This window comes from Undibacterium sp. YM2, assembly GCF_009937975.1.
Taxonomy (GTDB): Bacteria; Pseudomonadota; Gammaproteobacteria; order Burkholderiales; family Burkholderiaceae_D; genus Undibacterium.
In genome coordinates this window covers 2,967,934-2,983,218 of sequence record NZ_AP018441.1, presented here as the reverse complement: position 1 = coordinate 2,983,218, position 15,285 = coordinate 2,967,934, and the positions used below count along the sequence as shown (strand labels likewise).

At 49.6% G+C, this 15,285-nt stretch carries 9 protein-coding genes; 5 read left to right on the top strand and 4 right to left on the bottom strand.

The features are described from left to right. Positions 1–7 precede the first annotated feature (7 nt). Both UNDYM_RS13485 and kbl read right to left on the bottom strand, forming a co-directional pair. Complete coding sequence (locus UNDYM_RS13485) at positions 8–988, bottom strand: NAD-dependent epimerase/dehydratase family protein (RefSeq protein ID WP_162041495.1); 981 nt, start codon at positions 986–988, stop codon at positions 8–10. 8 nt (positions 989–996) lie between these two features. Beyond that, complete coding sequence (kbl, locus tag UNDYM_RS13480) at positions 997–2,202, bottom strand: glycine C-acetyltransferase (RefSeq protein WP_162041494.1); 1,206 nt, start codon at positions 2,200–2,202, stop codon at positions 997–999. A 216-nt stretch (positions 2,203–2,418) separates the two neighbouring features. On the opposite strand from kbl, the gene UNDYM_RS13475 reads away from it, so the two are divergent. The 4 genes from UNDYM_RS13475 (at position 2,419) to thrC (ending at position 8,137) form a co-directional block, all read left to right on the top strand. Next, positions 2,419–2,991, top strand: a complete 573-nt coding sequence (locus tag UNDYM_RS13475; RefSeq protein ID WP_162041493.1) for a helix-turn-helix domain-containing protein — start codon at positions 2,419–2,421, stop codon at positions 2,989–2,991. Between the two features lie 133 nt (positions 2,992–3,124). Further along, positions 3,125–5,431 carry an FdhF/YdeP family oxidoreductase gene (locus UNDYM_RS13470; protein WP_162041492.1) on the top strand — a complete coding sequence of 769 codons (2,307 nt, stop codon included), beginning with the start codon at positions 3,125–3,127 and terminating at the stop codon, positions 5,429–5,431. Positions 5,432–5,442: 11 nt separating this feature from the next. Beyond that, positions 5,443–6,558 (top strand): formate dehydrogenase accessory sulfurtransferase FdhD, encoded by a 1,116-nt coding sequence (gene fdhD / locus UNDYM_RS13465; RefSeq protein WP_174244941.1) that lies wholly within the window; start codon positions 5,443–5,445, stop codon positions 6,556–6,558. Positions 6,559–6,676: 118 nt separating this feature from the next. Further along, positions 6,677–8,137: a threonine synthase gene (gene thrC, locus UNDYM_RS13460; protein WP_162041491.1), complete on the top strand. Its 1,461-nt coding sequence runs from the start codon at positions 6,677–6,679 to the stop codon at positions 8,135–8,137. Positions 8,138–8,216: 79 nt separating this feature from the next. Here the strand turns inward: thrC and UNDYM_RS13455 are convergent, their stop codons facing one another. Next, positions 8,217–8,687 carry a DUF6265 family protein gene (locus UNDYM_RS13455; protein ID WP_162041490.1) on the bottom strand — a complete coding sequence of 157 codons (471 nt, stop codon included), beginning with the start codon at positions 8,685–8,687 and terminating at the stop codon, positions 8,217–8,219. Between the two features lie 366 nt (positions 8,688–9,053). Here UNDYM_RS13455 and UNDYM_RS13450 point away from each other — a divergent pair, with 366 nt between their 5' ends. Beyond that, on the top strand, positions 9,054–14,159 hold the full coding sequence (locus UNDYM_RS13450) for a DUF4214 domain-containing protein (RefSeq protein WP_162041489.1): 5,106 nt from the start codon (positions 9,054–9,056) through the stop codon (positions 14,157–14,159). 162 nt (positions 14,160–14,321) lie between these two features. Here UNDYM_RS13450 and UNDYM_RS13445 read toward each other — a convergent pair whose 3' ends face one another. After that, complete coding sequence (locus UNDYM_RS13445; protein ID WP_162041488.1) at positions 14,322–15,281, bottom strand: GlxA family transcriptional regulator; 960 nt, start codon at positions 15,279–15,281, stop codon at positions 14,322–14,324. Positions 15,282–15,285: the final 4 nt, after the last annotated feature.

Sequence of the window (15,285 nt, the reverse complement as noted above, 5' to 3'; positions counted from 1 at the left end):
TAATTATTTATGCGGCCTGGTTCAACTCCTTCAACTCCTTTTGATCGACACGAATATTCTTTAGCATGTCTTCCACCAGTTGTTGCAGGCCTACTTGTGCTTGCCAGCCCCAGTCTGCTCGCGCCACTGTGTCATCCAAACTCTGTGGCCAGGATGCGGCGATTGCCTGACGGCTGTCAGGCGCGTAGTGTATGTCAAATGCAGGCAAATTTTGTTTGATTGCAAACGCTAATTCCCGTGGATTAAAGCTTAAACCGGCAACATTGTAAGAAGAACGTATAGAAAGTTTGGCCGCTGGCGCATCCATTAATGAAATGGTGGCGCGTATGGCATCTGGCATGTAGATCATGGGCAAGCTGGTTTCTGACTCCAGGAAGCATTCGTAGGTTTCGCCACGCAGAGCTGAATGGAAGATTGCAATCGAATAGTCCGTAGTGCCGCCGCCTGGAGGAGACTTGTAGCTGATGATGCCTGGGTAGCGTATGCTGCGGACATCAACCCCATATTTCTGGAAGTAATATTCGCACAGTCGTTCGCCTGCCAGCTTGCTGATGCCATAGATGGTGCTTGGGTCCATCACTGTGTATTGCGGTGTATTGACTGGTGGCGTGTTCGGGCCGAATGCAGCAATCGATGAGGGCCAGAATACTTTCAGGGGTTTGCCAGCTTCATTGCGGGTACGCGCCAGTTCAAGGATGTTGAGCAGGCCATCCATGTTCAAGGTCCAGGCCTTCAATGGTGCTTGCTCACCAGTGGCTGACAGCATGGCTGCCAGTTGGTAGACCTGGGTAATGTCGTATTGAGCCACGACTTGCGCCAGTCTTTCGGTATTCAATACGTCAATGACTTCGTAAATTTTTGCGCCATACAGGCTCCCTGGCCTGATGTCGGCGGCGATGACATTATCGGCACCATGCTGGTTTGCCAGCGCTTCTACCAACTCGCTGCCGATCTGGCCATTGGCACCGATCACTAATATTCGTTCCATGTTTGTCCTTACTTAATGATGTTTAATTCGCGGCCAGCCTGAGCAAATGCAGCCAGGGCAGTATTTAATTGTTCAGTCGTATGTGCGGCAGACAATTGCACACGCACGCGGGCTTGGCCCATCGGCACCACTGGGTAAAAGAAGCCTGTCACTAATACGCCAAGCTCATACAGGCGTGCAGCAAATTTTTGCGCAACTGGCGCATCAAACAGCATGACGGGCACGACAGGATGGGTGCCAGGCTTGATGGTAAAGCCCAAAGACTCAATTTCACCGCGGAAATGCGCAGTATTCGCATGCAGGCGGTCACGTAGTTCGGTGGAACTGGACAGACGTTCCAAAACAGATAGCGAGGCACCCGCTATGGAAGGCGCGAGAGTATTCGAAAACAGGTAAGGCCGGGACTTTTGACGCAAGGTATCTATCACTTCCTTGCGTGCCGCTGTGAAGCCACCCATGGCACCACCCAGCGCCTTACCCAAAGTACCGGTAATGATATCAATGCGACCCAGCACATTGTGATGCTCATGTGTGCCGCGACCAGTTGCGCCCATAAAGCCGGATGCGTGGCATTCATCGATCATGACCAGTGCATCATATTTGTCAGCCAGGTCACAGATCTTGTCGAGCTGGGCGATCGTGCCATCCATGGAGAACACGCCATCAGTCACGATGATGCGGTGACGCTTGTCGGCAGCGGCAATCAATTGTTTTTCCAGGTCGGCCATGTCGTTATGGGTATAACGGAAACGTGCAGCCTTGCACAGGCGTATGCCATCAATGATGGAGGCATGATTCAGCGCATCAGAGATGATAGCGTCATTTTCATCAAACAAGGGCTCAAATACGCCGCCATTGGCATCAAATGCGGCTGCGTACAGGATGCAATCTTCTGTGCCGAGAAAGCTCGACAATGCTTTTTCGAGTTGTTTGTGCACAGTTTGTGTGCCGCAGATAAAGCGTACAGAGGATAGACCGTACCCATATTGCTCAGTCGCCGCGATGGATGCCTGTACCATGGATTCATCACCAGACAAGCCCAGGTAATTGTTGGCGCACAGATTGATGAGCTTGCGGCCATCATCGCAAGTGACTTCAGAACCCTGACGGGAGGCAATCACGCGTTCTGGCTTGTACAGACCTTGTTCGCGCAAATTGTCCAGATTGCCAGCTAAATTGCCGATGAAGTTTGCCCTGGAAGTGTTCTGGCTCATGATGTCCCCTGATTATTGTTTACTGTTGTGTTGCTGTGCGGATAGCTTGTTTTCAGATAATTATTGCTTAATTACTGGCAATTTCATGCTTGCGTATCAATCGCACTGTTACACTATTGTTGGAATTTTCTAAAATATTTGAATAATTCAATATCTGGAACTAAAGTTCGATATATCGAATATTAAGCTAGCTTTTTTACTCATGCAAGAGTCTCTATGAAAAAAGTTTTATCCAATACGCCGCCGGAAGTGGGCGCGACTTTGCAAAAAATGCGTCTGGAACGTGGCCTGACGCTGGAAGATTTGTCGCGTACCGCTGGCGTTTCAAAGTCCATGCTGTCCCAAATAGAAAGAGAAAAGGCTAATCCCACTATAGCCGTTGCATGGCGATTGGCAAATGCCTTGGGCGTCAGTATCGCGGAGCTATTGTCATCAGAATTACCCAAGCCAGACGCGATACGGGTACTGGAGTCACACGAAACACCTACTTTGCCGGGTGAGCATGCAGGCTATATCCTGCGCATACTTGGCCCTATGGAGCTGGCAGGTAAATATGAATGGTATGAGCTGACGCTGGCACCTGGCGGCGCACTGGTGTCGAATTCCCATGACCCCGGAGCATCCGAGCATCTGACATTGCTGCATGGCAGTGTTGAGGTGGAAGTCGATGGTGTATGCAAAAAGTTGAAGCTGGGTGCAACCGCACGTTATAACGCCGACAAGAATCATGCTATACGCAACTTGGGTAAGACCGAGGCCAAGGCTTTGCTGGTAGTGATCCATCGATAACGCTCAACAGCTATGCTGAAGCATGGATTCTGGTAACATTTGGATTGAAAACTTGTTCGCCACATAATATTTTGCCATTTGGCTGCAATAATGTTGGTCGTATCAAGCCTTGGTAGTGTGGAGATTAAGCAGTATGAGTAAGAACGAAACAATCAAAGTCTATAATCGGCCAGCAGGTGGCTGGGGTGCATTGAAAAGTGTTGCCCAGCAAATCATAGAGCAAGGGATTCCTGGCAAAGGGGCGTTGACCCTGTTGTCCGCCAATCAACCAGATGGCTTTGATTGCCCGGGCTGCGCGTGGCCAGATGCCGATCACACATCGACCTTTGAATTTTGTGAAAATGGTGCCAAGGCAGTGGCGGCTGAATCGACAGCACGCCGCGCCACCCCAGAACTGATCGCCAGTTTGACAGTGAGTGAATTGGCAGAGAAGTCTGATCACTGGTTGGAAGCGCAGGGGCGTTTGACCCAGCCCATGCAATATGACCGCGCCAGTGACAAATATAAAATCATCAGTTGGGATCAGGCTTTTGAGTTGATTGCGGCTCGTCTGAATGCCTTGCCAACACCTGACGATGCGATTTTCTATACCTCAGGCCGTACCAGTAATGAGGCTGCTTTCCTGTATCAGTTATTTGTACGTGAATTTGGCACCAATAATTTTCCTGATTGTTCAAACATGTGTCATGAGCCTTCTGGCTTTGCCATGCGTGAAGCGATAGGTGTGGGTAAGGGCACAGTATTGCTGTCTGACTTCCAGATTGCGGACGCGATTTTGATTTTCGGTCAAAATCCTGGCACCAATCACCCGCGTATGTTGGGGGAGTTGCGTTCTGCCGCCAAGCGTGGCGCTGCCATTGTCTCTTTCAATCCCTTGCGTGAGCGCGGTCTGGAAAAATTCCAGAACCCGCAAAATGCGCTGGATATGCTGACAGACCAGTCTTCGACTATTTCATCCGATTATTTTCAGTTGAAAATTGGCGGGGATCTGGCAACAGTCAAAGGCATGATCAAATGTGTGCTGGAAGCAGATCAACTGGCGCAAGCTGAAGGGCGGCACAGAATTATCGATGTAGAGTTTATCTCTGAACATACCGCTAATTTTGAACAGTTTGCTGCCGAGGCGCTGGCAGAATCATGGGATGTCATTGTCAGAGAATCTGGCCTGGACCGGGCGCAGATACAACGCGCGGCAGATACTTATATGGGCGCTGGTAAGGTCATCGCCTGCTGGGGCATGGGTATCACCCAGCACAAGCATTCTGTGGCAACCATACAGATGATCGTTAATCTTTTGCTTTTGCGTGGCAATATCGGTCGTCCTGGTGCGGGACCTTGCCCTGTGCGGGGCCATAGTAATGTGCAAGGCGACCGCACTATGGGTATCATAGAAAAGCCGAAGCAGGCGTTCCTTGAGCGCTTAGGGCAGGTTTTTGATTTTACGCCGCCACAAAAACATGGTCACGATACCGTGGGCGCTATTGAGGCGATGTTGAAGGAAGGCGGTAAAGTATTTTTTGGCATGGGTGGGAATTTTGCTACTGCGACACCAGATACAGAAGTCACCCACAAGGCCCTGAAAAACTGTGCATTGACAGTGCATGTGACTACCAAGCTCAACCGCAGCCACTTGATTTGCGGTCATGAGGCGATCATCCTGCCTTGTCTTGGCCGTACTGAAATAGATATTCAAGAGACTGGGCCACAGGCAGTGACCGTGGAGGATTCCATGAGCATGGTGCATCTGTCATCTGGCATCAATCCGCCAGCTTCTGCAAATTTGCTGTCTGAAGTGGCCATACTTGCGCGTCTGGCGCAAGCTACCCTGAAAGACCGTAGCAAAACACCGTGGGCCTGGTTACTGGCTGACTATAGCCGCATACGTGACAAAATTGCCGCTGTGTTTGATGATTTTGCTGATTTTAATGCGCGCGTCAAAGTGCCGGGTGGCTTTCATTTGCGTAATACTGCCGCTGAAAGGCTATGGGTAACGGCAACCAACAAAGCTAATTTCAATACTCATGCTGTCCCGGTTGATTTGCCTATCCATCAGGCGCGCAGGAATAGGCAGTCGCCCGTTTTCAATCTGGCCACCATGCGTTCGCATGATCAATATAATACGACTATCTATGGCATGAATGACCGTTACCGTGGTGTATTCGGTGAACGTCGCGTGCTTTTCATAGGTCAGGAAGATATCAGTGCTCTGGGCATGCAGGCGGGTGACTGGGTAGATATGGAAAGCCTGTGTGACGACGGTGTAAAGCGGCAGGCAAAGCGCTTCATGCTGGTGGCCTACAATATTCCCCAGGGTTGCCTGGCAGCCTACTTCCCCGAGACGAATGGTCTGGTACCTTTATCAAGTTTTGCTGATCACGCACGTACGCCCACATCCAAATCTATACCTGTGATCATCCACGCGCATCAAGTGCAGGTTTAATGCAGGTCTTAATGGAATCGCTTAATTATTCGCAGGATAAACTCAGTCATGCCCTGATGGCTGAACTCGCTCAGCATACAGAAGCTTTATCATTGCCACGTCTGTGCAAACGGCTAAGGGTGCGGCAAAGTACCTTGCTGCGCTGCATTGCTTATCTTGGTGAAGAATCTATCGGCCAGCACAAGGGGGCAGGGTGGGTTCATCTGCAGCAGGACGGTGAACGTAGTTTGCTCAGTCTGACTAAAGAAGGGCGAAGGGTTTGCGAAGCGACGACGGGCAAGTCTGATGGTGAGTCTGCGACGCTGGCGGGCGTTGTAAGTCGCAAGGTGCAAAGACATGCATTCTCCAATCATGTCGCCGAGGACTTGATGGACCAGATTGCACAGGAAGTACCGGTTGCGCTGGTCTATAACGGCATTTCACATGCAGTCATGCTGGCAACTCCCCTGGATCTGGAAGACTTTGCGCTTGGTTTCAGTTTGTCTGAAGCCATAGTCGGTGATGTTAGTGAAATCTATGACATGGAATGCCAGCAAAATCCAGAAGTGCAGGGCATAGAAGTTCATGTGCAGATATCGGCAGCGAGGTTTGCTGCATTGAAAGGGCGTCGCCGTCATCTTGCAGGCAATACAGGTTGTGGCTTGTGTGGCAAAGATAGTCTACAGGCTTTGCAAATGCATCTACCGGCGATCAAGACCGGGCCCGTTCAGCAATTGTCACGCGCTAGTTTGCTTAGAGCACTGGGCAGCCTGAGTTCCTTGCAAGCCATTAATTTGCATACCGGTGCCGTTCATGCTGCGGCCTGGGTTGATATGCAAGGGGAAATCCTGGTGTTGCGCGAAGACGTAGGTCGGCATAATGCCCTGGATAAATTGCTTGGTGTTTTGGCAACTCCAAAAGTAAAACCTAAATCGTCGGACGAAGGTTTCGTTCTCATGAGTAGCAGGCTTAGTTATGAGCTGGTGCAAAAGGCGGCACGAGCCAATATTGCCATATTGGCTGCGTTATCGGCTCCGACGGCACTTGCCATCGAACTTGCGGAGCAGGCGGGCATTTGCCTGATAGGCTTTGTGAGACAGCATGGTTACGTGGTCTATACCCATCCTGAAAGAATGCAGGCCGAATGAAGCAGGGATGAAATTGGATTTTCACCAAATTTACAGAGGTTTTAAGCCTGTAAGAAAGTTATAATAGGAAGAATATTCGTTTTATCCTTCCAATCAATTTCCCTCATCCTGTCGACTTATGCAATACGCTTCAACACGCGGGCATACCGCAGCACAAAATTTCTCGGAGATACTCTTAGGTGGCCTGGCCCCCGACGGTGGCCTTTATCTGCCTACAACTTACCCTCAGATAACTGACGTTGAGCTTGATGCATGGCGCAAGCTGTCTTACGCCGGGCTGGCATTTGAAGTCTTGAAAAAATTTGCCACAGATATTCCAGAGGCCGATTTAAGGGCGCTAGTAGACAAAACTTATACGTCAGATGTCTACAAAAACGCACGCAGTGATGAATCTGCTGCGCAAATTACACCCTTGCGTATATTGCAAGACAAGGATGGCCACAAGCTGGTTTTGCAAGCCTTGTCGAATGGCCCAACCCTGGCATTCAAGGATATGGCCATGCAATTGCTGGGTAACTTGTTTGAATATGCCCTGGCCAAGAATGATGCAGAGTTGAATATCTTTGGAGCCACTTCTGGTGACACTGGCAGCGCTGCTGAATATGCAATGCGCGGCAAGAAGGGCATACGGGTTTTCATGCTGTCCCCGCATAAGAAAATGAGTGCCTTCCAGACCGCCCAGATGTTCAGTCTGCAAGACCCGAATATTTTCAATATCGCTGTCGAAGGCGTGTTTGATGATTGCCAGGACATGGTCAAGGCTGTGTCAAATGACCTGGAATTCAAAAATCGCCAAAAAATAGGTACGGTCAATTCGATTAACTGGGCACGTGTGGTTGCTCAGGTAGTGTATTACTTCCGCGGTTACCTGAGTGCGACGACCAGCAATGAGCAAAAAGTCTCATTCACAGTGCCATCTGGTAATTTCGGTAATATCTGCGCCGGTCATATTGCCCGCATGATGGGTTTGCCTATCGATAAGCTGGTTGTGGCGACCAATGAAAATGATGTGTTGGATGAATTTTTCCGCACCGGCGTTTATCGCGTACGCAAATCAGCAGAAACCTGGCACACCACCAGTCCATCGATGGATATATCCAAGGCGTCGAATTTTGAGCGTTTTATCTATGACTTGCTGGACAGGGATGCTGCCCGCGTTGCGGCTCTGTTCAAGAAAGTTGAAACCGAAGGTGGCTTTGATTTATCGGGAAAGCCAGGTAGCGATGGCGATGAATTTAATAAGATTGCCAAGTTTGGTTTTGTGTCAGGCAAATCTGTTCATGCAGACCGCTTGCAAACCATACGCCAGGTAGAGAAAGAATTTAACATCACCATCGATACGCATACTGCGGATGGCATTAAAGTCGCATTTGAGCACTTGCAAGAAGGTGTTCCTATGGTTGTGCTGGAAACAGCCTTACCGGCCAAGTTCAATGAAACCATCAAAGAGGCATTGGGTCGTGATGCTGAGCGCCCGGCTGGCTTTGAAAATATAGAAGCGCTACCACAGCGATTTGAAGTCATGGCTGTCGATGTGAATGCGATGAAAGCTTATATTGCAAAAAATACTGGTCTGTAATGAACGTTTTCAGACTGTGATGCCCAATAAAAAAACCGCTTGATGCGGTTTTTTTATTGGGTGCTGGAAAAACAATTCATTACTGCTGATTGCAGCTAATCCTTTGCATAGGGAAATCGATTCCCTTTTCCTGATCTTTCATCTGGCCTTCTATGCGTCCGAGCAAACTGCCATCTGCATTCAATTGATAGATGACGCGCTGTGGGAATTCAGGTCTGGGATTTTCAAAAACCACTCTCTGCTTATTCAGTGACAACAATTGAAAACTGGCCTCTGGTTTACCTGAGGGGATGGCGGTAAAAACCAGGCTATCTCCATTTTCTTGTATGCGCATGAATTCCCATGCGATGGTTTTGGATTTACGCACAGTGCGCCCCACACCCAGCATAGAACCACCTGCTGGTGTCAGCCAGTGTTCTTCCGAGCCAGTTTCGGCACCAACAGGTTGCCAACAGCCTTGTAGCCATTGCAGATCTTGTATGGTGTTATCCGCCAAACTGTTATTGGCCATTATCAGGATGCTGGCAAATAATGCAAATTTAAAGCACATGCTAGTCTCCAAGGTAAGTATCTTTTCTGGTGAATGAATGTTCAAATTTTGTTACAGGTGGAGGGTTGACCTTTTAATCATCAAATTAAAATCATGAATTATCAGCAATTACTTAAATTGCAAACAATTTATGTACCAAAAGGTAATCAAAAAGGAAATGATAGTGTAGTTGTTGAAGAGTGAATAATTCGATGAATCTGTGCAAGTGTCCTGTAAATATTTTTCACATTTTTAATTAATGTGACTTGCGTCACATTGAAAAACAGACTCACATGCTAATCTGCACCCGTTAAAAAAGTCCAGCTCTAAAGAAATTTAGATTTTTGTATTTTTCGTATTAATAATTAAATAAACAGGAAACTTGACATGGCCAATACAGCAGCAGACATCCAAAAGCTTTACATCGCATATTTCAACCGCCCAGCAGACCCAAATGGTCTGGCCTACTGGATGGCCCAAAGTTTCACACTGGGTCAAATCGCCGACAGCTTCTCCAAACAAGCAGAATACGCAACAGTGTATGCTGGTAAAACAACAGAAGACACCGTCAACACCATTTACAACAACCTGTTCGGCCACAAAGCTGACGTAGCCGGTCTCAACTACTGGACAGGCCAACTGCTGAACGGCAAAGTTACCCTGGGTCAAGCCGCTCTGGCCATCCTCGGTGGTGCTACCGGTGCAGACAAAGTTGCTGTTGACTCCAAAGTTGCTGCAGCGACATCCTTCACAACAGCCATCGACACCAACGAAGAAATCGTTGCCTACTCCCTGCCAGCCAACACAGCCCTGGCCAAGGACTGGTTGAGCAAAGTGTTGGATTCCGCCACACAAGCATCCCAAATCGCAGTTCAAGATGCAGTGTTGACATCCATCGTCAATGGCGGCGGCGTCAAAGACTTCACACTGACAAGCAACACAGACATCGCCACAGCTGAAAACTTCACAGCTGGCCTCGTCTACACACCAAACGGTGGTTCCCGTGTGAATGCCCTGCAAGACGAAGACGTCCTGACAGGCTCCAACACATCCGCTACAGCCAACAACAAACTGACCGCCACACTGGGTAACTCCAATGACAACGGCGCAGCGATCGTCACACCAACGCTCAAAAACATCCAGACAGCCACATTCACCTTCACAGGTTCCGCTGATGGCAACAACGTCAACAACAACGCTGTTGTTGCAGTTGACCTGCAAGACGGCACTGGCTTGAAAACAGTTGGCATCAACCGTATCGCCTCCACAGCAGGTACCAACACAGCCCGTATTGAAAACATCAAGCAAGCTGTAGAAACAATGAATTTGACCAGCACCAACGCCAACAACACAGGCGTGGTTGAATTCTCCTTCGGCAATGGCACACTGCTCGGCGCTAACACAGGTACATTGAACCTGTCCGACGTTCAAGTTGGTACAGTCAACATTGGTCAAAACGTTTCCGGCACATCCGCCGCAGGCGTTGCCAACCAAGGTTACGAAACACTGACCATCAACAGCACAGGCAACACCAACAACATCGGCACACTGAATCTGCCAATGGACACAGGTACAGCAGGCAAAGTCATCATCACTGGCGACAAAGACCTCACACTGGCCCAGACATCCAATGTTGTCAATGGTGTAACAACCATTGAATCCACCAACTTCTCCGGTGGTATCCTGCAAGCAGCAGGCCGTCTGTCCGCCATTGATGCATCCGCATTCAAAGGCAACCTGACACTCAACCTCGGCAATGGCATCTTCACCACAGGTAAAGCTGACACCTCCGGTTCCGTTCAAAACGTCACCATCACTGGTGGTTCTGGTAACGACACATTCTACCTGGCAGACACAGTAGAAACAGGCGACAGCATCACAGGCGGCGACGGTACAGATACCCTGGTTATCGTCAACGGCGGCAACGTCACAGCCGGTGCAGCTGGTTCCTCCATCATCACCAAAGTAGAAGCAGTTCAAGTTCTGTTGAACAACGCCGCTTCCACAGTTGACTTCGCCAAACTGCCAGATGTGACAGGCGTATTGGTCCGCAACGTCTCCAACACCAACGTAGCAGCTCCTGCGAACTCCGCACCAGTCGCTGGTACAGACGTGTTCACACTCAACAACCTGAGTGTTGGTCAAGCTGCAGCCATCACCATCCGTCATAGCGACACAGGCTCCAACGCCATCGGCCAATCCACCATCAACGCCAATCTGGCGACTGCTACTGGTGCATCCGATACAGTTGCTGTCACTATCGCTGAAGGTTTGAACGTTGACCCACGTTTCAACTTCGTATTGAACACCAACGCTGTAGAAAACATCACTCTGGTCGATGCTGATACAGAATCCAACACAGTTGCCCTGGCCAACGTTGCTGCCCACACAGGCACCATCACGATTGGTACAACAGCAGGTGCTGGTTCCACAACAACCTTCCTGAACCTCGACACCACAGTTGCTGGTAACGGCGGTTTGTACCGTATCGACACAACAGGCGGCGCCGCAGCCAACATCGCTGGCGTACAAGAGTTGTCCAAAACAGCAGGTCAGATCAAACTGATCGCCGCTAACATCGATGCATCCGCAGAAACCGCCAGCGTTATCGTTCGCGTTTCCACCAGCGGTGCAGCCAACGGCGCGCAAAACATCAAGATGGGTGCTGGTAACGACACAGTCACTTTCGATAACATCCAGGACACACGTGCTGGCCTGACGATCTCCGACACAGTCGTAGGTGGCGCTGGTACAGATACACTGGTCATCGACGGCGACCTGACAGGTGCAGCACTGGGCGACACCATCGCTCTGGGCGCGTCTGAATGGACTAACGTTTCCGGTTTCGAAACTATCCGTCTGGTTGGTACTTCCAACAACGCCGGTGTTGACGGTGCAGGTAACTACCGTCTGACATTGACAGATGCCCTGATCGCTGCCAACAACAACGCAGGTGTTCTGGCTATCGTCAACGACAACGACACAGCCAATGATGCAGCTAACGCCGCAGACACAGCTGGTACAGCCGTTGAAAGCGCAGTCGTCATCGACGCACGTACACTGAGCGCCACAAGCCGCTTCAGCTACAACGGCGAAGAAGGTGCTTCCCGCACAGCCGACCGCATCATCTTCTCTGATGCCAACTTCAATGGCTCCCACGCCATCAACGGCGGTGCAGTTGACAACAACAGCACCAACAACAGCCAGAAGAACGACGACGTGATCGAACTGCGCAATGCAACAAACGCAGCGATCGGTGACTTCAACGGCATCTCCAACGTTGGTAACATCGAACTGACTAACGACACAGCAGTCACCCAAGTGTCCCAAATCCAGTTGAACGATACTATCGTTGATGCACTGGTTGACAGCTACCAAGCTGCTAACACAACAACCCACGTAGAACGTCTGACTATCCGTGCAATCGACAACGTCAACGTTGCTAACGCCACTGTTGGTGTTTCCATCGATGCAGGCGCATTGACAGCACAATCTGCTCTGGACGTGACACTGGCCCGCGGCGCCAACTTCCTGCAACTCGGCGCTGGTGCAGACCGCGTTGTCTTGTTGGGTAACTATGTTGCCGGTACTTACCTGGGTACAGAAAACGGTGTTTCCCTGAACGCACAATCCACAGCAAATGCAGTGGCACGTGTTGTGACAGACACCATCAACCTGGGTGCAGGTAACGATACACTGGTGACTTACGGTGCGATCAACCTGGCTGGTGCACAATTGTCTGGTATTGAAAACATCACAGCGAACTCTGCTGTTGTGATCACTGCTTCTCAATATGCTGCTCTGGTTGCTGCCCGTGCTGCTCTGTCCCTGAGCACACCAGTAATCACATTCACAGGCAATGTTCCACATCAACTGACTATCGTTGATGACATCGCTGGCGTGAATAACATCGATCTGTCCTTGATCGCTGTCACTAGCGGCACATTGGTGATCGACACAACATCTTCTTCCAATGCAACTGGTGGCAGCGTCAACAACATCACTACATCCAATGCAGTGACATTGTCTGGCGGCGCAACAGTAACAACAGGCAATATCGGTACTAACCCAGTTAATGGTGGCGGTACAGCATTGTCTCCAACAGCATTGACAGCTGGTGGTACATTCAATAGCACAGCCAACGTGAACGACAACTTCACAGGCAATATTGCTTCCCTGGTTGGTACAACTGTCAACGGTAATGCTGCTGACACAGACATCATCACTCTGTCTGATGCAGGTACTTTCACTTATGGTGCTGGTATCTCCAATATCAAAACCTTGAACCTGGGCAATGGCACTAACGTTGTTACTTTCGCTAACGCTACAACTGGTACTACAACAGTTAATGGTGGCACAGGTGCCGACAGTGTTGATCTGACTGTTGCTGCTAACAGTTTCCTGGCTGGTAATGTCAACCTGGGTACAGGTAACAACACATTGATACTGGCAGGTTCTGCTTACACTGGCACTTTCACTGCTGGTGCAGGTACAACTGATACATTGTCTCTGGTGACAGGTTCCAACATCGCCGGTGCTAACGTTTCTGGCTTTGAACAACTGACTCTGGCTAACAACTCTGCTGTAACAATGACAGCTGCTCAATTCGCAGCCTTCACAGGTACAGTAACAGCTGCTGGTGCAGAAACAGTAACGTTCACAACAGCAGGTACAGTTGCTGGTGTTGCCGCTATCGAAAACTACACTCTGGCTAACGGTGCAAACACATTCACCGCAGCAGCAGGTGCAGTTTCCGTAGTTGGTGGCACAGGTAATGACACTCTGAACATCAGCGAAGCAATCTACAATGCTTCCATCGCTACTATCAACGGTGGCCTGGGTACTGATATTCTGAACGTTGGTGCAGTTACAGCAGCGATCAACCTGAGCACAAAAACAACTGGTGTTGAAACTATCAATGTAACTGGTGGTACTACAGCTGCATGGACTGTTACTAATGAAAACGGTGCTGGCGTGACTTTGAACTTCACCAAGTCTGCCGCTACTGACATCAATAATGTTGTTCTGGGTACAGGTGGTCAGACTCTCAACATTCTGGGTGCAGGTACTGGTAACACAACCATCACTGGCGGTTCTGGCGTGGATACAATCAACCTGTCCACCACTGCAACTGGTGCTGATGTGATTGCTTCCGGTTCTGTATTGGCTAACATCGATACAGTGGCAAACTTCAAAGTTGCTGGCGCTGACGTATTCAAAACAGGTACAGCAGCAACAACATTGAACCTGTTGTCTATCGCAACTGCTGATGTATCTACTCTGGCAGCAGCGATCGCTACAGCAGCAACTGCAGCTGGCGCGGCTCTGGCAGCGAATACCCAGGCTTACGTTATTACTGTAGCCGCAGGTACAGCAGCTGGTACTTATGCTTTCCAAAACATCGGTGGCACTGTAGGTACAGTTGACGCAACTGACTTTATCGTTAAAATCACTGGCGCAGGTTCCATCGTCGCTGGCGACTTCATCGCTTAATTCAGTAAGCTATGCAGGAAAATGGGTAGCTTGCTACCCATGCAGCAGGGAGAGAACATCCTCCCTGTTGTGTAAAAATAAAAAACCCATCTCTGTAAAGCGGTGGGTTTTTTTATGCTTCATTTTTGCTAATTATCGTCGAGGGTGAGATTTAAAAATTAATTATCTAAACTGCTCAGCCGAAGGAGGTGCTGAAAAGTGACTATTCCAAATGCGTCTGAATTGCCTTGCCGAGCCAAAACCAGACGCCTCTGCAATTCGTTCTATTGACCAATCGGTGTTGGCCAGAAATTTTGTCGCCAGCGATAAACGCAGTGATGTCAAATAGGCTTGTATCGACACTTCAGCGTGCAATTTGAACAGCCGGGTAATATGCCGCGTACTGCTGCAGGCGATATTGGACAACTCAGTTAAATTCCAAGGGTGAGCAGGATCCTTGACCATGGCATCCTGTACTTTGTGAACAATAGGGTGCAGATGATTACGGTATTTCAGCCAGGGTGACAATTGTGGGTCATTGCCAGAGCGACGCATGTACACCACCAGATTGCGGGCAACAGCACTCGCAGCAAAGGGGCTGGTAAGTTCACTGACCAGATGCAAGGCGAGATCTATGCCTGCGGTAACGCCGGCACTGGTACTGATGCGTCCATCTTCAACAAAGATGCGGTTTTCTTCTATTTTGATTGAACTGTCTATTTCTGCCAGCTCGTGGCAATGGTTATGATGTGTCGTCGCCTTGTGCCCGCTCAGTAAACCAGCATGCGCCGCCATCAGCGCGCCAGAACAAATGCATACAACCCTGTGGCTTGTCTGCACTTTTTCTGACAACCACCGGATGGCAATCTGTGCATCTGGCAAAGCGTAGACTTCATTGCCACCGATCAGGCCAGGCAAAATCAGGATGGCATCTGGCCTCAGTTGTTCCGGCAAAGGCAGCAGCGGGCCTAGTTGCAGGCCCACAGAAGAATTCACGCTTTGCTGCGGGCTGATGAAGTGCATTTCAAACCGCACTTCATCCTGGTAGCGATTGGCAAACAAGAGGGCATCTGCTGGCCCGGCAATGTCCAGCAATAAGGTGTCTTGCAATAACAGAAAATAAACTGACTGAACACGGGGCATGATG